General features: G+C 58.0%; 20 protein-coding genes and 1 riboswitch. Of the genes, 14 read left to right on the top strand and 6 right to left on the bottom strand.

Going from position 1 to position 22,830, the window contains the following annotated elements:
• Positions 1-3: 3 nt before the first annotated feature.
• The 3 genes from NWP14_RS04775 to NWP14_RS04765 all read right to left on the bottom strand — a co-directional run bounded on the left by NWP14_RS04775 (position 4) and on the right by NWP14_RS04765 (position 3,310).
• A complete protein-coding gene (locus NWP14_RS04775; RefSeq protein WP_375214875.1) occupies positions 4-1,236 on the bottom strand; it encodes a protein-disulfide reductase DsbD family protein in 1,233 nt (410 codons plus the stop codon).
• Positions 1,237-1,251: 15 nt separating this feature from the next.
• Entirely contained in the window at positions 1,252-1,824 is a 573-nt protein-coding gene (locus NWP14_RS04770) for a peroxiredoxin (RefSeq protein WP_095097845.1), read from the bottom strand.
• 190 nt (positions 1,825-2,014) lie between these two features.
• Positions 2,015-3,310, bottom strand: coding sequence for a glycoside hydrolase family 10 protein (locus tag NWP14_RS04765; protein ID WP_375215098.1), 1,296 nt, complete (start codon positions 3,308-3,310; stop codon positions 2,015-2,017).
• 656 nt (positions 3,311-3,966) lie between these two features.
• On the opposite strand from NWP14_RS04765, the gene NWP14_RS04760 reads away from it, so the two are divergent.
• The 6 genes from NWP14_RS04760 (at position 3,967) to NWP14_RS04735 (ending at position 10,387) form a co-directional block, all read left to right on the top strand.
• Entirely contained in the window at positions 3,967-5,025 is a 1,059-nt protein-coding gene (locus NWP14_RS04760) for a branched-chain amino acid ABC transporter substrate-binding protein (protein WP_331835750.1), read from the top strand.
• Between the two features lie 108 nt (positions 5,026-5,133).
• Positions 5,134-6,048, top strand: coding sequence for a branched-chain amino acid ABC transporter permease LivH (locus tag NWP14_RS04755; protein ID WP_375214874.1), 915 nt, complete (start codon positions 5,134-5,136; stop codon positions 6,046-6,048).
• Between the two features lie 10 nt (positions 6,049-6,058).
• The gene (livM, locus tag NWP14_RS04750) at positions 6,059-7,345 is read left to right on the top strand and encodes a high-affinity branched-chain amino acid ABC transporter permease LivM (RefSeq protein ID WP_095097857.1); all 1,287 of its coding nucleotides are present in this window, start codon (positions 6,059-6,061) and stop codon (positions 7,343-7,345) included.
• Positions 7,342-8,217, top strand: a complete 876-nt coding sequence (locus NWP14_RS04745; protein ID WP_095097860.1) for an ABC transporter ATP-binding protein — start codon at positions 7,342-7,344, stop codon at positions 8,215-8,217. Before livM ends, NWP14_RS04745 begins: the two co-directional genes overlap by 4 nt.
• A complete protein-coding gene (locus tag NWP14_RS04740) occupies positions 8,214-8,930 on the top strand; it encodes an ABC transporter ATP-binding protein (RefSeq protein ID WP_095097863.1) in 717 nt (238 codons plus the stop codon). Before NWP14_RS04745 ends, NWP14_RS04740 begins: the two co-directional genes overlap by 4 nt.
• Before the next feature lie 173 nt (positions 8,931-9,103).
• A complete protein-coding gene (locus NWP14_RS04735; RefSeq protein WP_346431501.1) occupies positions 9,104-10,387 on the top strand; it encodes a citrate synthase in 1,284 nt (427 codons plus the stop codon).
• A gap of 43 nt (positions 10,388-10,430) precedes the next feature.
• Here NWP14_RS04735 and NWP14_RS04730 read toward each other — a convergent pair whose 3' ends face one another.
• Positions 10,431-11,384, bottom strand: a complete 954-nt coding sequence (locus NWP14_RS04730) for a DHHA2 domain-containing protein (RefSeq protein ID WP_375214873.1) — start codon at positions 11,382-11,384, stop codon at positions 10,431-10,433.
• Between the two features lie 42 nt (positions 11,385-11,426).
• A riboswitch (Fluoride riboswitch) is annotated at positions 11,427-11,501 on the bottom strand.
• 242 nt (positions 11,502-11,743) lie between these two features.
• On the opposite strand from NWP14_RS04730, the gene NWP14_RS04725 reads away from it, so the two are divergent.
• The 3 genes from NWP14_RS04725 to NWP14_RS04715 all read left to right on the top strand — a co-directional run bounded on the left by NWP14_RS04725 (position 11,744) and on the right by NWP14_RS04715 (position 13,422).
• Positions 11,744-12,421, top strand: coding sequence for a transporter substrate-binding domain-containing protein (locus tag NWP14_RS04725; protein ID WP_375214872.1), 678 nt, complete (start codon positions 11,744-11,746; stop codon positions 12,419-12,421).
• A 95-nt stretch (positions 12,422-12,516) separates the two neighbouring features.
• Entirely contained in the window at positions 12,517-13,008 is a 492-nt protein-coding gene (locus NWP14_RS04720; protein ID WP_095097875.1) for a GNAT family N-acetyltransferase, read from the top strand.
• Between the two features lie 168 nt (positions 13,009-13,176).
• Positions 13,177-13,422 (top strand): DUF2543 family protein, encoded by a 246-nt coding sequence (locus NWP14_RS04715; protein WP_095097878.1) that lies wholly within the window; start codon positions 13,177-13,179, stop codon positions 13,420-13,422.
• A 242-nt stretch (positions 13,423-13,664) separates the two neighbouring features.
• On the opposite strand, the gene bdcA is transcribed toward NWP14_RS04715, so the two are convergent.
• Positions 13,665-14,378 carry an SDR family oxidoreductase gene (bdcA, locus tag NWP14_RS04710; protein WP_375214871.1) on the bottom strand — a complete coding sequence of 238 codons (714 nt, stop codon included), beginning with the start codon at positions 14,376-14,378 and terminating at the stop codon, positions 13,665-13,667.
• A gap of 73 nt (positions 14,379-14,451) precedes the next feature.
• On the opposite strand from bdcA, the gene NWP14_RS04705 reads away from it, so the two are divergent.
• Positions 14,452-15,045: a TetR/AcrR family transcriptional regulator gene (locus NWP14_RS04705; protein WP_375214870.1), complete on the top strand. Its 594-nt coding sequence runs from the start codon at positions 14,452-14,454 to the stop codon at positions 15,043-15,045.
• A gap of 29 nt (positions 15,046-15,074) precedes the next feature.
• Here NWP14_RS04705 and NWP14_RS04700 read toward each other — a convergent pair whose 3' ends face one another.
• A complete protein-coding gene (locus NWP14_RS04700) occupies positions 15,075-15,830 on the bottom strand; it encodes an SDR family NAD(P)-dependent oxidoreductase (RefSeq protein ID WP_375214869.1) in 756 nt (251 codons plus the stop codon).
• A gap of 158 nt (positions 15,831-15,988) precedes the next feature.
• Here NWP14_RS04700 and NWP14_RS04695 point away from each other — a divergent pair, with 158 nt between their 5' ends.
• The 4 genes from NWP14_RS04695 (at position 15,989) to glgC (ending at position 22,794) form a co-directional block, all read left to right on the top strand.
• Entirely contained in the window at positions 15,989-16,867 is an 879-nt protein-coding gene (locus tag NWP14_RS04695) for an AraC family transcriptional regulator N-terminal domain-containing protein (RefSeq protein WP_375214868.1), read from the top strand.
• A gap of 215 nt (positions 16,868-17,082) precedes the next feature.
• Positions 17,083-18,612: an EAL domain-containing protein gene (locus NWP14_RS04690; RefSeq protein WP_375214867.1), complete on the top strand. Its 1,530-nt coding sequence runs from the start codon at positions 17,083-17,085 to the stop codon at positions 18,610-18,612.
• A gap of 576 nt (positions 18,613-19,188) precedes the next feature.
• Positions 19,189-21,381: a 1,4-alpha-glucan branching enzyme gene (glgB, locus tag NWP14_RS04685; protein WP_375214866.1), complete on the top strand. Its 2,193-nt coding sequence runs from the start codon at positions 19,189-19,191 to the stop codon at positions 21,379-21,381.
• 129 nt (positions 21,382-21,510) lie between these two features.
• Entirely contained in the window at positions 21,511-22,794 is a 1,284-nt protein-coding gene (glgC, locus tag NWP14_RS04680; RefSeq protein WP_049100407.1) for a glucose-1-phosphate adenylyltransferase, read from the top strand.
• Positions 22,795-22,830: the final 36 nt, after the last annotated feature.

Below are 22,830 nucleotides of genomic sequence, written 5' to 3'. Positions count from 1 at the left end.
TTATTACGCCTTTTTGCCGGCGGCCTGGGTCAGGGCGTTGACCACAATCCCCGGCGTCAGCACCTGCGGCAGGACTTTCGGCGGCCCGCCGTCGGCCGGATAAACCACATACAGCGGCAGTCCGCCCTGGCCGAACTGGTTGAGCGCATCGTCTACGTCCGGATTAAATTTAGTCGAGTCCGCCACCATATAGACGGTATCGGTTTTTGCCAGCGCCTCTTTCACCGCCTGGGTGGAGAGCGACGTTTTCTCATTCACCTGGCAGGTAATACACCAGGAGGCGGTAAAGTTGACGAAGATAGCCTTACCGTGACCGCGCTGCGCGGCGACGGTTTGCGGCGTCCAGCGCTGGGACGACACCTCCGCCGTTTGCCCGGCATCCGGCGAGGAGGCGGCGGGTTTAACCAGCCCCGGCAGCGGCGCAATGACCGCCACAATCAGCGCGGCGGTAACCGCAAAGAGGGCCTTGTGTCCCTTGCCCTGGAAGGCGCGACGTTGCGCAATGCCGTACAGCCAGGCGGCGAAGCTGAGCACCACCGAGGCGGCAAGCAGGGCGGCTAACGCCGCGCTCCCGGCCTGCTGGGCCAGGACCCACACCAGCCATGCCCAGGCGCCAAACATCGGAAAGGCGAGCGCGCGTTTAAGGATATCCATCCACGGACCGGGGCGCGGCAATATTCTGGCGAGCGCCGGAAAGAGCGACACCAGGGTAAAGGGCGCGGCGAAGCCGAATGCCAGCGCGAGAAAGATGGTTAACGACACCGCCGGCGGCTGGACCAACGCGTAGCCAATCGCACTGGCCATAAAGGGCGCGGCGCAGGGCGTGGCGACCACGATCGCCAGCGCGCCGGTTAGCGCCGAGCGGATAAAAGCGCTGCGGCCGATATCCAGCCCGCCGACGCGCTGCGCCGTCAGCCCGACTTCAAAGACGCCAAGCAGGTTAAGCGCCGCGCCGAGGATCGTCAGGGAGAGCAGCGCGATCACCAGCGGCGACTGCAGCTGGAAGCCCCAGCCGACGGCGGTGCCGCCGGCGCGAATCGCCAGCAGAATGCCCGCCAGCGCCATCATGGTGATAACGACGCCGAGCAAAAACGCCAGGCCTTCACGGCGGGCGCTGGCGGCGTTATCAGAGTGACGCAGCAGCCCCAGCGCCTTCAGGGAGATCACCGGAAAAACGCAGGGCATAAAGTTGAGAATGATGCCGCCAATAAAGGCGGCCAGCATCGCGGTTAACATCGCTGGCCTCTTTACTTAATGGGTTTGCGGGTGAGAAGCGTCGTACTGCTTCACGGCAGCGAGCGTTTTCTCAATATGTGCATCCGGGTTTCTATCAGTGTAACTCAGCAGGATGTTGCCATCCGGCGCAATCACGTACGAAGTGCGATCGGAGAGCGTTTTACCTTTCATCTCCATCAGCGTCTGATACTGCGCGGCGACTTTAGCTCCCGGGTCCGCCGCGACGGCGAACTTATCGCGACACTCCAGTTTGGAGAAGTCGCTGACCTGGTCGGTATTACCCGCGGTTACGCCAACGACGGTGGCCCCCATTTTAGTGAAGCTGTCGGTAGCTTCCGCGAAGTCATGAGCTTCAATGGTACAGCCGGCGCTAAAGGCCGCCGGGAAGAAATAGAGCACCACCGGCCCCTTTTGCAGCGCCTGCTGCAGGGAGAAAGTCAGCGGTTTACCGGCGAGGGCGCCCTGCAGCTTAAAGTCCGGCGCTTTAGCGCCCACGGGCAGCGCCGCGCCGGCGTTGAACGCGGTGGCGGACAGACCCAGCGCGGCGGTCATAGTCAGGGTACGGATGAGGTTTTTAATGCGTGTCATTATCTGCTCCTGCGATTTTGGGGAGTGCCGGTTTGGCCAAACTCGTTCATCTCAGCTATTCAATTCGCCGCAGCGGAGGGAAAAGTTGCGCGCAGGTGAAAAAAAAGTGCGCCCGGCCGATGACGTGATGAGCCGGGCGCAGAACGCAGGGAGAGAACGCCGGCTAAAGGGGTTCAGCCGGCGGGATGGGCTAACTTCCCCAGCGGTTCTGCAGATAGTTGACGGCCTGCCGGGTCTGCGGCTGGTTCAGGTTGTTCTCGCGGAACAGAATGGTGCCCTGGATTTCGGGAATCGACTCGTTGAGGTCCAGCTGCTTTTTCAGCTCCGGCACGCCGCCGTTAACCATCCAGTCGGGTTCATTTTTTGACGGTTCGCCGACTTTGTAGAGCGCCACGCCGATATAGAGCCGCGTACGGGTAGGCTTGACGACCTCCGCCCACCATTTCGCCAGCACGTCGTAGCGGGCGGCGTCGCGCGCAAAGGGCCAGTACAGCTGAGGCGCGATGTAGTCGAGCAGCCCCTGCTGTACCCAGCTGCGGGTATCGGCGTAGGACTCATCATAGGTCGCCGCGCCGCGCGTGTCTGAGCCGGCGGGATCGTGGGAGCGGTTGCGCCACACGCCGGCCGGGCTGACGCCAAACTCAACGTTGGGGTTAATCTGCTTAATCGTGCGCGACACCTGCGCAATCAGCTGCTGCGTATTGTGCCGGCGCCAGTCCGCTTTGCTGGCGAACCCCTGGCCATACTGTTGGAAGGTTTGATTGTCGTTAAGGGCTGAGCCCGCCGTCTCGGTGTAGAAATAGTCGTCAAACTGCACGCCGTCGACCGGGTAGCGCTGCACGACTTCGGCGACGATGCTGGTTATCCAGTCGCGAGCCTGCGGAATGCCCGGGTCGAGGACAAAGCGGTCGCTTGCGGTGCGGATCCAGTCGCGATGCAGCACAAATACGCTGGCCGGACTTTGCGACTGCGTGCGGTTGAGCTCGGCGACGGTTTTCGGGCGGGTGTTCACCGAGACGCGGTAGGGGTTAAACCAGGCGTGAACCCGCATCCCGCGCTTATGCGCTTCATCCAGCATAAACTGCAGCGGATCGTAGCCCGGGTCCTCGCCGATGGCGCCGGTCAGCATATCGGACCACGGTAAAATCTTTGAGGGCCACAGCGCGGTGCCGTCGGGTTTGACCTGGAAGAACACGGTGTTAATCCCGAGGCGCTGCAGATTATCGAGCTTGGCGATCAGCGCCACCTTTTGCTGGCTAATCCGGCTTTCCGGGCTGCTGGCAATGATCGAGCCCACCGGCGGCCAGTCGAGGCGTGAGACCGTCGTCAGCCAGACCCCGCGTACCGGCCCGTGCGTTTTGGGCAGCGCCGGCTGTTTAACCGCCGGCGGCAGCGGCGTAACCAGCGAGCGAGGCGGCTGGCTGCTGCAGCTGGCGAGGATAAAGGCGGTCGCCACCAACGCGGCCGATGCGGCCACGGTAGCCATAAAAAAGCGACGAGAGCGGATAGTCATAGACGTGGGCTTATTCTGTGAGTCGCGTAAAAGAAGCATTTTCGTATTATGCGCATTTAAGTCAATCCTTAGTATGGGGAATTATCTGGGCCTGGGGTCGGCGCTTTTTACGATTGCCGCAGGCGTAATCTATTTTTTTAACTGCGTATTAAAACAACGCGACGAAAGAATCGCTCTTGCTATCTCGTTCACAATATTGCAACAGAATTTTTCACGCTCATGATCATTTTCGCACTTTTGCACCAGACCAGTGCGCAACGTCAGCAAAGAACAACTATGTTTAGCTCGCGGGTCGGAACGGATGCCGCAGTCCTCAATTCGCCACGTGATGGCAACATATCTCCTGACCTGTCCTGAAATGCACGTTGGTCGGTGGCGGTAACCGCGGCTGTTACGCGTTGCTCTCATCTATTAGTAAGCGATCTGTCATGTCATTTCTTCCTGGCGGGATTTTTGCTTCTTCCACCTTTAGCCGCTGCGGCTGGATAACGGCCTTCGGCAAACAAAACGGTAAGTGATATTTTCCGCGCCATTTAATGGCGCCAGGTTATAAATCGCTGAGGAATATCTGAATGTCTCTGAAACTGAAAAAGTTGACTCTTCATTTTGCGATTGCAGGTTGTATGAGTGTGGCATTTTGCGCACAGGCGGATGTGAAGATTGGCGTTGCCGGGCCGTTCACCGGACCTAATGCCTCCTATGGCGCTCAGTACTGGAAAGGGGCATCGCAGGCGGTAGCAGACATTAACGCGGCGGGAGGAATTAAGGGCGAAAAAATTGTGCTGGTGCAGGGGGATGACGCCTGCGAACCGAAGCAGGCCGTCGCGGTAGCCAACCGCCTGGTTGATGAGTCGGGGGTTTCCGCGGTTGTCGGACACTTCTGTTCGTCATCGACGATGCCGGCATCCGAAGTGTACGACGAGGCGGGGATCCTGACGATTACGCCGGGGTCGACTAACCCGCTGATCACCGAGCGCGGGATGAAGGATATGTTCCGTATGTGCGGCCGCGACGATCAGCAGGGGGCGATCGCGGCAGACTATATGCTTGATGTGCTGAAGGCGAAGAAAATAGCCGTCATTCATGACAAGGACACCTACGGTCAGGGGCTGGCCGACGCCACCCGCGCGGCGCTGGCAAAACGCGGTACCAAAGAGGTGCTGTACGAAGGGCTATCGCGGGGTGAGAAAGACTTCAACGCCCTGGTCACCAAAATTGGCGCGCTGAAGCCTGACGTGGTCTATTTCGGCGGCTGCCATCCGGAAGCCGGCCCGCTGGTGCGTCAGATGAGGGAGCAGGGGCTGCAGGCGAAATTCTTCTCCGGCGACTGTGTCGTTACCGAGGAGCTGGTGACTACCGCCGGCGGCCCGCAGTTTACCAACGGCGTACTGATGACGTTTGGTAAAGATCCGCGAACCATTCCTGAGGGCAAAACGGTTATTGAGAAATTCCGCGCCAGCGGCTTCGAGCCGGAAGGCTATACCCTGTACGCCTACGCGTCTATCCAGGCTATCGCCGCGGCCTATAACGCGGTGGGCGCCGACAACACCAAGGCCAGCGAGTGGCTGAAAAATCACAGCGTTGATACGGTTATGGGCAAAAAGGCCTGGGACGGTAAAGGCGATCTGAAGGTGTCGGATTATGTGGTCTACGCATGGGATGACAAGGGCAAGTATCACCAGCTTTAACCGTTTGCTGAACTCTTTGTCCCTATAAAAAAGGGCGTCGTACTACTGAAGGCAGCGCGCGGCGGGAGCTTTGCCGGTCGCTGCCTGCTTACTGGCAGGATGGTTTCTATGGAAGCGTTTTTTCTGCAACAACTGATTAATGGGCTGACGCTGGGAGCCGTTTACGGATTAATTGCCATCGGCTACACCATGGTTTACGGCATTATCGGGATGATTAACTTCGCGCATGGCGAAGTGTATATGGTTTCCGCCTACCTTTGCGCCATCGGCCTGGCGCTACTCTCCTGGTTTGGCATTCACTCCTTTCCGGTTTTGATCTTCGGCACGCTGGTGTTCACCATTGTGGTGACCGGCGTTTACGGCTGGACTATTGAGCGTATCGCCTATCGGCCGCTGCGCAATTCAACCCGCCTGGCGCCGTTAATCTCGGCTATCGGCATGTCGCTTATCCTGCAGAACTATGTGCAAATCAGCCAGGGACCGAACCAGCAGGGCATCCCGACCCTGCTGACGGGGGTGCTGCGCTTCGAGGTTGGCGACGGCGTGGTGCAAATTACGTGGACCAAAATATTTATTCTCGTCGCCGCGCTGGTGGGGATGATGATCCTCTCGTGGGTCATTAATCATACCCGGCTGGGGCGGGTATGCCGGGCGACGCAGCAGGATCGGCGCATGGCCGCAATCCTCGGCATTAATACCGACCGGGTTATCTCGCTGGTCTTTATGATCGGCGCCGCGATGGCCGGGCTGGCCGGGGTGCTGGTGACGATGAATTACGGCACCTTCGATTTTTATATCGGCTTCATTATTGGCATTAAGGCCTTTACCGCAGCGGTGCTGGGAGGGATTGGCTCCCTGCCGGGAGCGATGCTGGGCGGTCTGCTGCTGGGCGTGGCTGAAGCCCAGTTTGCCGGGATGGTGAACTCTGATTACAAAGACGTGTTTTCCTTCGCTCTGCTGGTGGCAATTTTGATATTTCGCCCTCAGGGGCTGCTGGGTCGTCCGATGGTCGTAAAGGTTTAAGGGGTAAAGCATGGGTGAAGCATCGCGCAAGCAAGGGCTGGATATTAAAAAAAGCCTGATTGATAGCGTTCTGGCGGGGCTGTGTGCGCTGATAGTGTTTGGACCGATCGTCGGCATTGTGCTGAAAGGCTACAGTTTTGAACTCTCCACCCAGCGGGTGGTGGTCATCGTCGCGGTGGTGATGGCCGGCAGGCTGCTGCTGAGCCTGCTGCTGCAAAGCCGCGGCGGACGCAAATTTATCGCCCGTTTTGAAGGGGCCGATGACGGGGTCTACGTCCGTCCGGTCGGCTACCGCTCGCGGCTGCGCTGGATCGTGCCGCTGCTGCTGGTGGCGGCGGCGATCTTTCCGGCTATCGCCACCAAGTATCTGCTGACGGTGGCCATTCTTGGGCTGATTTACGTGCTGCTCGGGCTCGGGCTGAATATCGTGGTGGGGCTCGCCGGCCTGCTTGATTTGGGCTACGTGGCGTTCTATGCGATTGGCGCCTATGGCCTGGCGCTGGGCTACCAGTATCTGGGGCTCGGATTTTGGGCGATGCTGCCGCTGGGGGCCATCATGGCGGCGCTGGCGGGGGCGCTGCTCGGCTTTCCGGTGCTGCGAATGCACGGGGACTATCTGGCGATCGTCACCTTGGGGTTTGGCGAAATTATTCGTCTGGTGCTGAATAACTGGGTCAGCTTTACCGGCGGGCCGAACGGCGTTTCCGTGCCGGCGCCCACGTTGTTCGGGCTGGAGTTCGGGCGCAGGGCGAAAGACGGCGGGGTGCCGATCCATGAGTTTCTGCACGTTAGCTACAACCCCAACCTGAAGTTTATCTTTATCTATGGCGTGCTGTGCCTGGTGGTGGTGCTGGTGCTGTTTATCAAACACCGCTTAACGCGGATGCCTATCGGCCGAGCGTGGGAAGCGCTGCGCGAGGACGAAATTGCCTGCCGCGCGATGGGGCTCAATCACGTGCTGGTTAAGCTTTCGGCCTTTATGCTCGGCGCGTCTACCGCCGGTATTGCCGGGGTCTTTTTCGCTACCTACCAGGGGTTTGTTAACCCGACGTCATTCACCTTTTTTGAGTCCGCGCTCATCCTGGCCATTGTGGTGCTGGGCGGCATGGGTTCAACGCTGGGGGTGGTGCTGGCGGCCTTTGTGCTCACCGTCGCGCCCGAGCTGCTGCGCGGTTTCGATGAGTATCGCGTCCTGCTGTTTGGCGTGCTGATGGTACTGATGATGATCTGGCGGCCGCGCGGGCTGGTGCGAACCAGCCGCATGGGGGTTACCGTGCGCAAGGGAGTGGCACCATGAGCGACAGCATTCTGCGGGTAGAGCATCTGATGATGCATTTTGGCGGTATCAAAGCGCTTAACGACGTTAACCTCGATGTGGAAAGGGGCTCGATTACCGCGCTGATCGGCCCCAACGGCGCGGGGAAAACCACGGTTTTCAACTGCCTGACCGGGTTTTATCGCGCCACGGGCGGGGCGATTGTGCTCAACGCCCGTGCCGCGATGACCGACGTGATTCAGGTCCTCGGGCAAAAAATACGTCCCGATGATTTGCTCCACCCGGCGCGTCTGGGGTCGCGGATCTACTACAAAATGTTCGGCGGGACGCATCTGGTGAACCGGGCCGGGCTGGCGCGGACCTTCCAGAATATCCGCCTGTTTCGCGAGATGTCGGTGATCGAAAACCTGCTGGTGGCCCAGCATATGCAGGTAAACCGTAATCTGGTGGCCGGCATCCTGAACACCCGCGGCTATCGTAAGGCCGAAAATCAGGCCCTCGACCGCGCCTTCTACTGGCTGGAGGTGGTGGATCTGGTGGATTGCGCCAACCGGCTGGCCGGCACGCTCTCCTACGGTCAGCAGCGGCGGCTGGAGATTGCCCGCGCCATGTGCACCGGCCCGGAGATGATCTGCTTAGATGAGCCCGCCGCGGGGCTGAACCCTGCGGAGACGCACGCCCTGAGCCGAATTATCCGCTTTCTGCGCCAGCATCACGGCATCACCGTTTTGCTGATTGAGCATGATATGGGGATGGTGATGGAGATCTCCGATCATATTATCGTCCTCGACCGCGGGGACGTGATCGCCCGCGGCGCTCCGCAGGAGATCCAGTCGAATATCAGCGTTATCGCCGCTTATCTGGGCGCGGATGAAGAGGAGATTGCGGTATGAGTCAGCCGTTGCTTGAGTTTCGCCAGGTGGACGTCTTTTACGGTCAGATTCAGGCGCTGAACCAGGTCTCGCTGACGGTCAATGAAGGAGAGACGGTGGCGCTGATCGGCGCCAACGGCGCCGGTAAATCCACGCTGCTGATGTCCATCTTTGGTCAGCCGCGCATCGCGGAGGGGCAGATCCTCTATCGTGGGGAGGATATCAGCCGAAAATCCACCCATTTTATCGCCGGAAACGGCATCGCTCAGGCGCCGGAAGGGCGGCGTATTTTTGCGGATATGACGGTAGAAGAGAACCTGCTGATGGGGACCATCCCGATTGGCAGCCGCTATCAGGAAGAGGATAAGCGCCGCATGTATCAGCTTTTTCCCCGGCTTGAAGAGCGGCGGACGCAGCGGGCGATGACGCTTTCCGGCGGCGAGCAGCAGATGCTGGCGATTGCCCGCGCGTTGATGAGCAGGCCGAAGCTGCTGCTGCTCGACGAGCCGAGCCTCGGGCTGGCGCCGCTGGTGGTGAAGCAAATCTTTCAGATACTGCGCGAACTGACGGCGCAGGGAATGACGCTATTTCTGGTGGAACAAAACGCCCACCACGCGCTTAAGCTTTCCGATCGAGCGTACGTGATGGTTAACGGCCAGATCCGGCTTAGCGGAACCGGGAGCGAGCTGCTCGACAATCCGGAGGTCCGGAACGCCTATCTGGGGATGGTGTGACAGGTGACGCTGTCACGAATCATGGGGCGTTATTGATTCGTGGCGGCAATAATTACCCCTTTTAGCTATTCATATCAAAGAATAGCGAATCCACTGCGGCTATGTTCAAGGTTGCGCCTGAAAAATTGATTCAGGTTTATGACACGCTTGTTGTACAGGGGGAACTTTACAGGATGGCCACTAAACCGCTAACGCTTACTTTCGATGGGCAACAGCCTATTCCCCTGGAGACGGTTTCCGGGACTCTGGGCCGCGTGGGCATTGATATCCGCGCGCTAAATCAGTCAGATCTATGCAGCTTCGACCCTGGTTTTACCAATACCGCCGGCTGCCGGTCGGCCATCTCCTATATTGATACCGAAAACAGCACGCTGCTACACCGTGGCTACCCGGTAGACCAGCTGGCGCGGCAGTGCGAGTTCCTTGAGGTGGCGTATATTATGCTGCGGGGCGAGGCGCCGGATGAAGCCAGCTATCAGGTTTTCCGCAATACGATCACCCGCCACACGCTGGTGCATGAACAGATGTCGCGGATGTGCAGCGGCTTTCGCCGCGACTCCCATCCGATGGCCCTGATGTGCGCGATGGTTGGGGCGCTGGCGGCGTTTTACCATGATGTGCTGGATGTAGAAAACCCTGAACACCGCGCCCTTGCGGCCACGCGTCTGCTGTCAAAAATGCCGACGCTGGCGGCGATGAGCTATAAATACGCCATCGAACAACCCGCGCCATATCCGCGCAACGATCTCTCCTATGCGGGGAACTTCCTGCATATGCTGTTTGCGGTTCCGGCGGAGAAATATGTGGTGAATCCGGTTATTGAGGAGGCGATGAACCAGATTCTGGTGCTGCACGCCGACCACGGCCAGTGCGCTTCCACCACCACGGTGCGGGCCGCCGGCTCCTCGGGGGCAAACCTGTTTGCCTGCGTTGCGGCGGGCCTCGCTTCCCTGTGGGGGCCGATGCACGGCGGAGCCAACGAAGCCAGTATGCGGATGCTGGAAGAGATTGAAACCGTGGATCAGGTGCCCGTTTTTCTGAGTAAGGCGAAGCGCGATCCGCAGGCGTTCCGCCGCCTGGGCTTTGGTAACTCGCGTTACCGCCACCTGGACCCGCGCGCCGCTATTCTCCGCGAAACCTGTCACCGGGTGCTTGCGGAGCTGGGAATGTCAGACCAGCTGCTGCAGGTGGCGATGGCCCTTGAAGAGGTGGCGCTGACCGATCCCTACTTTATTGAAAACGGCCTGTCGCCCAGCGTCGATTTTTATACGGCAGCGATCCTCAAGGCGATGAAGCTGCCTTCGTCAATGTTTGTGGTGGTAACCGCCGTCGGCCGCACGCTGGGCTGGGTGGCCCACTGGAATGAGATGCATGAAGAGCCGCTGAGTATTTACCGCCCGCGGCAGATCTACACCGGCGAAGCCCCGCGAGATTACGTCTCCCGCCGCGAGGTGTAATCCCACGCCGTCCCGTGAGCGGGGCGGCCTGCGTTCAGCGAAATCACTCATCAGGTGACGCGAGACGGTCGGTCAGCCACGGGAGGATCTCCTTTTTTCTGCTGGTCATGCCCGGGAGAGAAACCTGATGGCTGCGGATAAGGTCGTTGGGCGAAAAATAGAGGATGGAATGGCGATGGGTAATGTCGGTTAGCATCAGAACAACCATCTCCAGTCCCATTTCACGCCTGGCTCGCTCCATCTCCTGTTTCAGTCCGGGCAAATGCGGGTTGATATCCGACATATCGCGAACCTCAATTTGCGCTAACAGGAGAGAGACGCCGTGGATCTGGTAATGTTTTGCATCGCGATGCAGCAGCTGCGCGGCGGACTGGCCCTCCAGGGAGGTTTTCGCCGCCAGCAGCCCGGCGACGAAGGCGTCGTAATCAACGCCGGCAATATCGCGCAAAATCGCCACCGACTCGCGGTCCCGCGGCGTGGTGGTGGGGCCGCTGAGGGCGACCGTATCGCTGAGTATGGCTCCCAGCAGCAGGATCGCCTGGGCCGCGCTGAGCGGCATCGGGCTCTCCGTCGTCAGGATGGTGAGAATAACCGTCGCGCAGCATCCTACCGCACGGATCCAAACGTCCGGCGGATTTTTGGTCACAATGGTGCCCACGCGATGGTGGTCAATAATGCCGATCACATCGCTGTCGGGGAGCGTTAGCGGGCCTTGTTCAACGTCGGTGAAATCAACCAGCCAGACCTTTTTATTCGTCAGATCGTCGTGGAGTAAATCCGGCTGTGCGACCCCCGCAACCTGCAGAATATACCGCGTTTCCGGGGTTAACTCCCCCAGACGGAAAGGGCGCGCCGGCCTGGCGGTATAGTTGAGCCAGTCGGCCACAACCAGCGCGCTGCAGATCGTGTCGCTGTCAGGGTTCCGATGGCCAAAGACGTGGATAATGGACTCTTGCGCTGAGGTAAGAGGCAGAGATAAAGCGCGTTGATTGTGCATAGCAACTCCTGACATACATGCCCGTAGGGGAACAGCAATAATTGTACATCAGGCGTCATCATCCGGTTCGACAGAGCCGGCGGTTGGGAAAGGTGGAACACCATCACCTTGTCGCCAAACCTTATCCAAGGCGCAAAGAGAAATCAATAACCAGTGGTGATGAATCAGAATCGATCCAGCACACCGATCCGCGATTTCTCAGCGAAATAGCGCGGCGGCGGCTCTGCCCGACGCGCTTAAATGAGGCTATATTTTGGGGACGCTAACCGCATTTAGCCTGATTCAGGCGCTTAATACCCGGTAGCCGGCAGGTCGGTGAAATTCAGCACCTCAATATTATCGCTTCAGGGAGACACCGCATGAGCGCCGCTAAACCAATACGTTTTGCGATTAACCTCGGCAACGCCGTTCTGGCAAAGACGCTGGCGGACGGGCAGCCGGGCGGGATTACGCCGGAGATTGCCGGGCGTATTGCGGCAGAGCTGGGGGCTACGCCGCAGTTTATCACCTATCCGGCGGCGGCTAAGGTGGTGGACGATGCGCAAAATGACGTCTGGGATATTGCCTTTCTGGCGATAGATCCTCAGCGCGAGGAAACCCTGCGCTTCACCCAGCCCTACATCACCATTCAGGGTACCGTGCTGGTCAAGGCGCGGAGCCGCTGGCAGAGCGTCGCGGAGATGGATAAAGAGGAAGTGGTGATTAACGTCGGCAAGGGCGCGGCTTACGACCTGCACCTGACGCGTCAGCTCCGCTTTGCCACGCTCAACCGTCTGAGCTCATCGCAGGCGGCCATCGATGCGTTTATCAACGGCGAGGGGGATATGGCCGCGGGCATCCGCCAGCCTCTCGAACGTGCCGCCGCCGGGCACGCCGGCTTGCGCGTACTGGCCGATAATTTCGGTCAGATAAATCAGGCGATTTGCGTTCCTCGGCGCAGTGACGCGGCGTATGAAAGGCTGGTTGCTCTGCTGACGCAATGGCAGCAGGACGGCTCGGTCCAGCAAATTATTGACCGCCACCTGGCCGAGCAGTAAGCCCGCCTGACGCAGTGGCGTAGAGAATGCAGCGCAAAGCGGCCGCCTGAAGTGTATTATGCTCGCAACCACATGAGTATAAAGAGGTTCAGGTAATGACCACCCCCGTATTGCGCCAGGCTACGCTCGCCGATGCCAATCGCTGCTACGCGATTGAAATCACCTCTTATGAAGGCGATGAAGCCGCGACGTTAGAAAAAATCACGACCCGTATCGCCAGATATCCGCAAGGCTTCCTGTGTATGGAAATCGCGGGTGAAATCGTCGGTTTCATCAACGCAGGCTGCGCCTGGGAGGTGGTGATGTCCGATGAAGAGTTTAAGGAGCTGGTCGGGCACGATGCCGCCGCGCCCAACGTGGTGATTATGTCGGTGGTGGTGCACCCCGATTTCCAGGGTAAGGGCTATTCATCTCTGCTGATGCGCGAATTTTTATCGCAGATGAGGTCGATGAATAAGAAGACCGTTCATCTGATGTGCAAGGATCGCCACGTCGATCTCTACGCGCACTTTGGTTTTCAATATATCAAGCCGTCGGCATCCGATCATGGCGGCATGGCGTGGCATGAAATGATGCTGGCGCTGTAATATTGCTTGTCGGGAAAACCGCCCCCGAGCGGTTAATATTGTGGGCCGTGCGCCCGTGAATTATAGGGTAGAATCGTCTGACGGGCCGTAAACCTGCGCCGAATAAGAGCGGCAGGTTTGCGCGTCGGGAGTTCAGTCAATCAATATCAAGCCATGAGGAAAGACGTAATGACCAATGAAATACCGCTGAAATTTTATGACATCGTGGATGAGTATGCGACTGAATCAGCCAAACCGGTCAATGAATCAGAACGTCAGCCGCTGGCCGCCTATTTCCAGGCGCTGATTACCCGCTTAATGGCGAACGAAGAGATCAGCGAAAACACGCAGAAAGAGCTGGCCGCTGAGGCCGGGATCGCAGCGTCGCGGATCGATGATATTGCGGAGTTTCTGAATCAGTGGGGCAACGAGTAAACGCGGTCTGAGAGGGCGAGCGCGGGGCGGACTACGGGACGCGTGTATTTACGACTTAAGGCGAGTAACACAGCGGAAGGGGATCTTTTTTTACGCTTGCCGCCCGGTCATCGCCTGGCAGAGCTGGCGTATCCTCGCGGGCCTGGTCGTCAGCACCGGCTCGTCCGGTACATCAATGCTCAGCAGCGTGAAATCTGCGGAGCATTGAGTAGCAGGCCACGACGCGGTGGCCTTTATAACGATTATGCGCCAAACGCGCCGTCGATTGTGTGCATGGCCCCCGTGACGAAGGAAGCCTCCGGGCCTGCCAGCCAGGCGACCATTCCCGCCACTTCTTCAGGACGCCCGTGCCGTTTAATGGCCATAAAGCTGTGCATCAGCTCCTTCATCGGGCCATTCTCCGGGTTAGCATCGGTGTCGATAGGGCCGGGCTGAACGACGTTGACCGTGATCCCGCGCGGGCCAAAATCACGCGCTAATCCGCGCGCCAGCCCCTGCAGAGCTGATTTGCTGACGGCGTAAGATGCCATTCCCGCGATGGGCATGCGATCGCCATTCACCGAGCCGATAACAATAATGCGTCCGCCATCCGGCATTTTACGGGCAGCCTCGACCGCAGCATGGTAGGGCGTATGAATGTTGATGCGAAACAGACGGTCGACGGCATCACTGTCCTGTTCCAGCGCATCGCCGAAGAGGACGATACCCGCGTTGACCACCAGCAGATCCAGCGGCCCGCTATCACGCACCAGCTTGATCACCGCATCGCGATCGGCGCTGTCCGCCCGTACCGCTACGCTGCCGGTTTCTGCCGCCAGTTCCGCCGCCGCGTCCGGCGATCCGGCGTAGCTGAAGACAACCGACGCGCCATCCGCAGCAAAGCGGCGCACGATAGCCGCGCCGATACCGCGACTTCCGCCCAAAACCAGTACCGATTTGTTCTCAAATGCAGCCATTGCCTGTTCCTCATGATATTGTAGTGAGGATTACAATATGCTTCGGCAAATCACGCTGTCAAGGAGTAATGTAGTGAGTACTACAAAACAGGTTCGCACCCCGGGGCGTCCCCGCCAGTTTGATCCGGTGCAGGCCGTTGAAATTGCGCAATATCTTTTTCATTCCCGGGGTTATGACGCGGTCAGCATTGCCGACCTGACAAAGGCATTCGGCATCAATCCGCCCAGCTTCTATGCCGCGTTTGGCAGTAAGCTCGGCCTGTACACCCGCGTGTTAGATCGCTACAGCCACACCGGAGCGATTCCTTTTGCGGAACTTCTGCGCGCTGACCGTTCGGTGGCTCAATGTCTGATCGATGTGTTGAACGAGGCGGCCAGGCGCTACGTTGCCGACCCGACGGCAGCGGGGTGCCTGGTTCTGGAAGGTATCCATTGCAACGATCGCCCTGCGCGCGAGGCCGCGAGCGAATTGCATACTGCCGCGGAAGATAACATCCGGGCATATATAGCCCAGCGATATCCGCAGGATGCGGTGAGACTGGCAGACTTTATCAGCACCCTGATGGCCGGCCTTTCCGCGAAAGCGCGGGCGGGGGATAGCCTGGAGCGTCTTCAGGAAACCGTACGCCTGGCGGGTCTGGCGCTGGAGCAGCAGCTGCCTCGCTGAGGCCAGACCCTGTTGGCAGGAGTTAGGGGCTAGATGGTCTGCCCGCCCGACACCTCGATACGCTGTGCGGTCACCCACCGGTTATCGTCCCGCAGCAGGCTGGCGATCATCGGCCCGATATCGTCGGGAACGCCAACGCGGCCGAGCGCGGTCATGGCGGCAAACCGGGCGTTGACCTCGGCGTTGTCGCGCACCAGTCCGCCGCCGAAATCGGTTTCAATTGCGCCAGGCGCGATGGTATTGACGGTAATGCCGCGCCAGCCCAGTTCGCGCGCCATGTAAACGCTCAGCATTTCCACCGCCGCTTTTGCCGCCGCGTAGGCGGAAAATCCTGGATATGAGACCCTGGTCAGCCCGGATGAAAAATTAACGATCCGTCCACCGTCGGCCAGCAGCGGCAAAAGCGCCTGAACCAGGAAAAACACCCCTTTGACGTGCACGCTGAACAGCCCGTCGAACTGCGCTTCGGTAGTATCGGTCACGGCGGCAAACTCGCCGTGACCGGCGTTGTTAATCAGGCGATCGAAGGTGTCGCGCCCCCAGACCTCGGCAAGCTGTATGCGCAGCGTTTCGGCGAAGGCCGGGAAGCTTGCCGTCTGCGCCACGTCAAGCTGGAGAGCGACCGCCTTGCGGCCAAGGGCGCGGATCTCTGCCACAACCGCGTTAGCCTGGTCCTCGTTTCCTCTGTAGGCGACGATGACATCGCCTCCCTGTTGCGCAATGGCGAGCGCGACGTTGCGGCCAAGGCCGCGGTTAGCGCCAGTGATGAGTGCGATTTTGCTCATGATATGTCCTTTCTGTTTGGTGGTGTCCCTACAATAGAACCTGGCCGCCCGTCCAAATTGCCCGATCCTTGTTATTTTTTGCTCATTTCTCTTTTAGCCGTTCGCTCTGCCGCGAATTACCGCATACTATCGCTTAAAAACTTGCCTGAAAGGATGTTATGCGTACTGCTCTGTTCGATCTCTGTCGCCGTTATGCCGATGCTCATGCCGACCGTAACGGGCTTGTCGTTACGCCAGTTTCGGGGCTGACGATTATCCGGGCTTTACACCCCGCCGAATTACAGGCGGCCATTAACAAACCTCTGATTGCGATGCTGTTGCAGGGGCGTAAACGCGTCACCACCGGCAGCAGGAGTTTTGAATATGGTCCGGGCGAGGCTATGGTCATTGCCGCCGATGTTCCGACCAGCAGCCAGATTATCGAGGCCAGCCTGCGCCATCCTTACTATTCCCTGGTGCTGGAACTGGATACCGCGATCCTGCGTGAGCTTCAGGATGCTGCGCCAGTAGAGCAGGGGGATACGCCCTGCGTCGGGATTGAACCGATCAATGCCGAGGTTACGGACGCGGCTTATCGGCTGGCCAGGCTGTTTGAACAGCGGGAGGCGATGGCCATTCTGGGAGACGGATTACGACGTGAACTGCATTACTGGCTGCTCCGCAGCGTACACGGCCCCGCGATTCGCGCCCTCGGCGCGGTGAATAGCCATTCAGGGCGAATTAGTCGTGCGGTCGCTATTCTGCGTAAAGATTTTACGCGCACGATAAGCGTTGAAGAACTTGCCAGCGCGGCGGGCATGAGCGTTTCCGTGTTCCATCAGCATTTTCGGGCTATCACCACGACCTCGCCTCTCCAGTTCCAGAAACAGCTGCGCCTGATTCACGCCCGCCATCTGATGCTGACCGACGGCACGGGCATCGCACAGGCGGCGTATGCGGTTGGTTACGCCAGTATTCCGCAGTTCACTCGTGAATATGCCCGTATGTTTGGCGCGCCGCCGGGACGTGATATGCGAGTTGCGAAAGCCAGCATTTGATTCGAAGCGGGTTAAACGCTCAACGCGCTCGGGAGGCGGGGCAGCCGTAGGCCGGTGATGCCTTTGGCTTTCGGCTGAAAAGTACGATTTATCAGCGGTTGTGGCTCCGTTTGCCCGCGGGGGCGGACATTTTTCATGCGTTGAATTATCATTACCACAAGCGTACCGGTGTTAAAAAATAGCTTCCCGCTCAGACCGTTTACTGGAACCTCTCAATGAAAAGACCTCCGGCATACCATAGCCCTCTGCTTCTGGTGTTTTTCCTGCTGGTTATGAGTCTGGGTATCGCGCTGTGCTATCTGCAGATGCAGTACTCTCTGGATAAAGATATTCATTCCCGCCTGAAACAGGCTATCACCAGCCTCGACGTCACGCTCGGCCACGCCGAGCTGGCGGCCGAGCGCGCCAGAGGATATCTGGGCGAAAGCTGCGGCGAGGAAGTATTGACGGGCCTGCGCACTATTGTTGCCACCATTCCGGACGTCAGGACGGTGAGCATGGCAAAGCGTGATGAAATATACTGTACCTCCGTTTTTGGCGGTAAGACATTTAGCCTCAATCAGGCCGCCTATCCGGACGGCTCGCTGATCCTGATGGGCGGCAATCAGATCACGCCTTCCAAATCGCTGGTTGTCTACACTCTGCAGGACCGAAGCGGCAACAGCGTGCTGATCGGTATTGACGGCTACTACCTGTATAACGTCCTGCGGGTGCTGGATGGCGACTCGCACCTGTATTTGAAGGTGGGAGACCGCTACCTGGACCGTAATGGTCAGGTCAGCACGGCTGCGCGTATCGCCATCCCGGTGCCGCTCGAATCCGGGGAGTTCCGATATAGCGTCATTGCCGACCGCGGCGGCCTGGCTGGCCTCTCCGCGTTTATCCATTATGAGCAGAACCTGTTTATTGCCATTCTTGTGGTGTCGGCGCTGCTGACCTGGTTATTCAGAAGCTATCTGGGCTACCGCGGCACGTTAGAGTTTATGCTCCGCAAAGCGATACAGCATAAACAGCTGAAGCCCTATATCCAGCCGATTGTGGAAGGTGAGCAGGGGCGGATTGTCGGCGGAGAGGTGCTTGTGCGCTGGGAACATCCGAAGCTCGGCTTTATTCCCCCGGACAAATTCATCTCGGTGGCCGAGCAAACCGGTCTGATTAAAGGCGTGACGGCCATCTGCTTCAACGAGGCGATCCGCCAGCTGCGTGAACATGAGTCGCTGCTGCCGGAAGGGCTTTATATCTGCTTTAACGCCTGCGCCGTTAACTTCCAGGACGATGACATCGTGGCGCTGTGCACACGATTTAAGTCGCAGCTAAAGGGCGCGGACGTTCGGGTGGTCCTCGAAATTACAGAACGTGAATCGATCGAAAACACGCTGCAAACTGACGCGGTGACCGGGAAGCTCCGCCAGCTCGGGGTGCAGTTTTCCCTCGATGATTTTGGTACCGGCTACGCGAACTACAGCTACCTGCAGCAGTTTCAGCCGGAGTTCATTAAGGTGGACAAGGTCTTCACGTCCAACGTCGGGACGAACGAGGCCTCGGCGCTGGTCGTTAAAAATATGGTGAACCTGGCGCAGAAGTTTAATTGCCACATCATTGCGGAAGGGGTCGAGGATAATAATCAGCTGCAGGTTCTGCGGGCCCTGGGGATAGAGATATTTCAGGGGTACTATTTTTCCCGACCCGTGCCGGTAAGCGACTATATCCGCGCATTAGGCGCAGCACCGAAAACCAGGGCTTAAGGGAAGTTCTTTGGCTCTCATGATTCTTCAACTGCGGCGATGAACATGGGCCCAGAACTAACATGAGATTCACGCCGCCCACGACCTCAATGATTAGTTTTGCCCGAAATTTAAATGCATGAGAAAGGTCTGATACCCGCCGGGACTGACTAACCCCACAACCATAGACCTCTCTTGTCCTCGCGACCATGCCTGTTCTTCGGTAAATCGTGCCGCTTCATCATGGCGAAATTTACTTTCTGAGTGGGCACAGGATGCCAACACGAAAAGTTAGTGTGACGAGCGTAATAATATCATTGCTTGCTTTTCCGTTAATTTAGAAATGCGTGTTTACTCACAGAAAGAAAATCAGGAGTAATTATTCTGAAGGTAGATAATACAAAATACGTACGGCACATTTAATTCACTTTTCAGGAGGTTAATCACTCTATATTGGTGGACGACCGACATGTCTTAAGGCTCTGGAATAACGGGTTGATATTTCGATGCGTAGCATCGCTGCGGGATATTACCGGATCAATAAAGCAGGAAGAGACGTTTTAATTCTTTCCGCAGGATGATAGTAGGGTGACTGACATGTCTGATTATAATGATAAAAGTGTGATTTCAGCACTTCTTGCAGGCCGTTGTTCCGATCCATTCTCCGTGCTTGGCATGCACGCCACCGATGCCGGGCTGGAAGTACGCGCATTATTACCCGATGCCACCGACGTGTGGGTGATTGAACCGAAAACCGGACGCAAAGTCGGCAAGCTTGAGTGCCTCGACTCGCGCGGTTTCTTTAGCGGCGTTCTGCCGCGTCGAAAAAATGCTTTCCGCTATCAGCTGGCCGTTACCTGGCACGGTCAGCTCAATCTGATTGATGACCCTTACCGCTTTGGCCCGCTGCTGCAGGACCTGGACGTATGGCTGCTCGCTGAAGGCACCCATCTGCGGCCCTATGAAACCCTCGGCGCCCACGCCGATACGATGGACGGCATCACCGGCACGCGCTTCTCGGTGTGGGCGCCGAACGCCCACCGGGTTTCCGTCGTCGGCCAGTTCAACTACTGGGACGGCCGCCGCCACCCGATGCGCCTGCGTAAGGAGTCGGGGATTTGGGAGCTGTTTGTGCCCGGGGCGCAGAACGGCCAGCTGTATAAATTTGAGATGATCGACGCGCACGGCCACCTGCGGGTGAAGTCCGACCCCTACGCCTTTGAAGCGCAGATGCGCCCGGATACCGCCTCGCTGATCTGCGGTTTGCCGGACAAAATTACCCAGCCGCAGGCGCGCAAGCAGGCGAACCAGTTTGATGCGCCGGTTTCGATTTATGAGGTCCATCTTGGCTCCTGGCGTCGCCATACCGATAACAACTTCTGGCTGAGCTATCGCGAGCTGGCGGACCAGCTGGTGCCTTATGCCAGATGGATGGGCTTTACCCATCTGGAGCTGCTGCCGGTTAACGAACATCCGTTTGACGGCAGCTGGGGCTACCAGCCAACCGGGCTGTACGCGCCCACCCGACGCTTTGGCACCCGCGAAGACTTCCGCTACTTCATTCATGCGGCGCACGCCGCGGGCCTCAACGTGATCCTCGACTGGGTGCCGGGCCACTTTCCCTCCGATGATTTTGCCCTCGCCGCATTTGACGGGACCTCGCTGTATGAGCACAGCGACCCGCGCGAAGGCTATCACCAGGACTGGAATACGCTGATCTACAACTACGGCCGCCGGGAGGTCAGCAACTTCCTGGTGGGCAACGCCCTGTACTGGATTGAGCGCTTCGGCATTGACGCCCTGCGCGTCGACGCGGTGGCGTCGATGATCTATCGCGACTACAGCCGTAAAGAGGGCGAGTGGGTGCCGAATGAGTACGGCGGGCGGGAAAACCTGGAAGCGATTGAGTTTCTGCGTAATACCAACCGCGTTCTCGGCGAACAGACCCCTGGCGCGGTAACGATGGCCGAAGAGTCCACCGACTTTGCCGGGGTGTCGCGTCCCTCCTCGACGGGGGGGCTCGGCTTCTGGTTCAAATGGAACCTCGGCTGGATGCACGACACCCTCGACTACATGAAGCTCGATCCGGTTCACCGCCGTCATCACCATGACAAGATGACGTTCGGCATGCTCTACAACTACACCGAGAACTTCGTCCTGCCGCTGTCCCACGATGAAGTCGTGCACGGCAAAAAGTCGATTCTGGACCGCATGCCCGGCGATGCGTGGCAGAAGTTTGCCAACCTGCGCGCCTACTACGGCTGGCTGTTTGCCTTCCCCGGTAAAAAACTGCTGTTTATGGGCAACGAGTTTGCCCAGGGGCGGGAGTGGAACCACGACGCCAGCCTCGACTGGCATCTGCTGGAAGGCGGCGACAACTGGCACCACGGCGTCCAGCGTCTGGTTCGCGATCTGAACCATACCTATCGCCGCCACAAGGCGCTGCACGAGCTTGATTTTGACCGCTACGGCTTTGAATGGCTGGTCGTGGACGATCATGAGCGCTCGGTGTTTGTCTTCGTCCGTCGCGATAAGGCCGGGAATGAGATTATCGTCGCCAGCAACTTCACGCCGGTGCCTCGTCACGGGTATCGCTTCGGGATTAACCAGCCGGGGCGCTGGCGCGAAGAGCTGAATACCGACTCGATGCACTACCACGGCAGCAATACCGGCAACGGGGGAGTGGTGGAAAGCGACGCGATCGCCAGCCACGGCCGCGAGAACTCGCTCTCGCTTACCCTGCCGCCGCTGGCAACCATCTGGCTGGTACGGGAATCTGAAGGCGAATAAAACAGAGCGCTGATTTACTGCAATCCAGTTATTACCCGAGGAGATCACTTCTGCATTTATTTACAGAAGAGTAATGCTTTTTCTTCATTATTTTCTTTGATGGCTTTTCATTAATCGCAGGACATAATTATGAGTAAAATTGAATATACTGACAACTTAATGCTGTCGCGCCAGTTACCGCTTAAATCCGTGGCCCTGATCCTCGCCGGAGGACGTGGCACACGATTAAAAGACCTGACTACTATTCGCGCAAAACCTGCGGTGCATTTCGGCGGTAAATTCAGAATTATTGATTTTGCCTTATCGAATTGTATTAACTCAGGCATAAGACGTATTGGGGTTATTACTCAATATCAGTCGCACTCACTGGTTCAGCATATTCAACGGGGCTGGGCATTCTTTAATGAAGAAATGAATGAGTTCGTGGATCTATTACCGGCGCAGCAGCGGGTGCATGGTGAGAACTGGTATCGAGGTACGGCGGATGCCGTGACGCAGAACCTGGATATTATCCGCCGCTATGATGCTGAATATGTCGTTATCCTGGCCGGTGACCATATCTATAAACAAGATTACTCGCGGATGCTGCTCGATCATGTCGAAAAAGGCGCGCGCTGCACCGTAGCCTGCCTGCCGGTGCCGGTAGAAGAGGCGACAGCGTTTGGCGTCATGGCGGTTGATGAGAATGACAGGATCATTGAATTTGTTGAAAAACCGGCTCATCCGCCCACCATGCCTGGCGATGAAACCCGCTCGCTTGCCAGTATGGGCATTTATATATTTGACGCGGAATATCTCTACCAGCTGCTGGCAGAAGACGATCGGGATGAACACTCCACCCATGATTTTGGCAAAGATATTATTCCCAGAATTACGGCGGCAGGTGAAGCCTATGCGCATCCGTTCCCGCGCTCCTGCGTCCAGTCAGATAATAATGCCGAGCCCTACTGGCGGGATGTCGGAACCCTTGAAGCGTACTGGAAAGCAAATCTTGATTTAGCCTCCGTGGTGCCTGAGCTGGATGTTTATGACCGTAACTGGCCGATCCGTACTTATGTCGAATCGCTGCCCAGCGCCAAATTTGTTCAGGACCGTTCCGGCAGCCACGGCATGACCATGAATTCTCTGGTCTCCGGCGGCTGTATTATTTCTGGCTCGGTGGTGGTGCAGTCGGTTCTATTTTCCAAAGTTCGGATTAACTCGTTCTGTAATATAGATTCGTCGGTTGTATTGCCGGGCGTGTGGATTGGCCGCTCTTGCCGGATAAGGCGCTGCGTGATCGATCGCGGCTGCGTGATCCCGGAGGGAATGGTCATTGGCGAAAATGCCGTTGAAGATGCGCGGCGCTTTTATCGTTCGGAAGAGGGTATCGTTCTGGTTACCAAAGAAATGCTGGAAAGACTTGAAGTATGAGCCCATTTGCGGAAAAAGCGCGTCCGGCGGCAGGGA

The sequence above is a fragment of the Klebsiella sp. C349492 genome (assembly GCF_042055345.1).
Classification (GTDB): domain Bacteria; phylum Pseudomonadota; class Gammaproteobacteria; order Enterobacterales; family Enterobacteriaceae; genus Klebsiella; species Klebsiella scottii.
Note: the sequence above shows the minus strand (reverse complement) of the source record. Positions and strands in the feature narration are given on the sequence as shown.

Excerpts from the sequence above, each read along its gene's own strand:
- NWP14_RS04775 (WP_375214875.1), bottom strand. The coding sequence starts at position 1,236 with ATGTTAACCGCGATGCTGGCCGCCTTTATTGGCGGCATCATTCTCAAC.
- NWP14_RS04770 (WP_095097845.1), bottom strand. The coding sequence starts at position 1,824 with ATGACACGCATTAAAAACCTCATCCGTACCCTGACTATGACCGCCGCG.
- NWP14_RS04765 (WP_375215098.1), bottom strand. The coding sequence starts at position 3,310 with ATGGCTACCGTGGCCGCATCGGCCGCGTTGGTGGCGACCGCCTTTATC.
- NWP14_RS04755 (WP_375214874.1), top strand. The coding sequence starts at position 5,134 with ATGGAAGCGTTTTTTCTGCAACAACTGATTAATGGGCTGACGCTGGGA.
- livM (WP_095097857.1), top strand. The coding sequence starts at position 6,059 with ATGGGTGAAGCATCGCGCAAGCAAGGGCTGGATATTAAAAAAAGCCTG.
- NWP14_RS04745 (WP_095097860.1), top strand. The coding sequence starts at position 7,342 with ATGAGCGACAGCATTCTGCGGGTAGAGCATCTGATGATGCATTTTGGC.
- NWP14_RS04740 (WP_095097863.1), top strand. The coding sequence starts at position 8,214 with ATGAGTCAGCCGTTGCTTGAGTTTCGCCAGGTGGACGTCTTTTACGGT.
- NWP14_RS04735 (WP_346431501.1), top strand. The coding sequence starts at position 9,104 with ATGGCCACTAAACCGCTAACGCTTACTTTCGATGGGCAACAGCCTATT.
- NWP14_RS04730 (WP_375214873.1), bottom strand. The coding sequence starts at position 11,384 with ATGCACAATCAACGCGCTTTATCTCTGCCTCTTACCTCAGCGCAAGAG.
- NWP14_RS04725 (WP_375214872.1), top strand. The coding sequence starts at position 11,744 with ATGAGCGCCGCTAAACCAATACGTTTTGCGATTAACCTCGGCAACGCC.
- NWP14_RS04720 (WP_095097875.1), top strand. The coding sequence starts at position 12,517 with ATGACCACCCCCGTATTGCGCCAGGCTACGCTCGCCGATGCCAATCGC.
- NWP14_RS04715 (WP_095097878.1), top strand. The coding sequence starts at position 13,177 with ATGACCAATGAAATACCGCTGAAATTTTATGACATCGTGGATGAGTAT.
- bdcA (WP_375214871.1), bottom strand. The coding sequence starts at position 14,378 with ATGGCTGCATTTGAGAACAAATCGGTACTGGTTTTGGGCGGAAGTCGC.
- NWP14_RS04700 (WP_375214869.1), bottom strand. The coding sequence starts at position 15,830 with ATGAGCAAAATCGCACTCATCACTGGCGCTAACCGCGGCCTTGGCCGC.
- NWP14_RS04695 (WP_375214868.1), top strand. The coding sequence starts at position 15,989 with ATGCGTACTGCTCTGTTCGATCTCTGTCGCCGTTATGCCGATGCTCAT.
- NWP14_RS04690 (WP_375214867.1), top strand. The coding sequence starts at position 17,083 with ATGAAAAGACCTCCGGCATACCATAGCCCTCTGCTTCTGGTGTTTTTC.
- glgB (WP_375214866.1), top strand. The coding sequence starts at position 19,189 with ATGTCTGATTATAATGATAAAAGTGTGATTTCAGCACTTCTTGCAGGC.
- glgC (WP_049100407.1), top strand. The coding sequence starts at position 21,511 with ATGAGTAAAATTGAATATACTGACAACTTAATGCTGTCGCGCCAGTTA.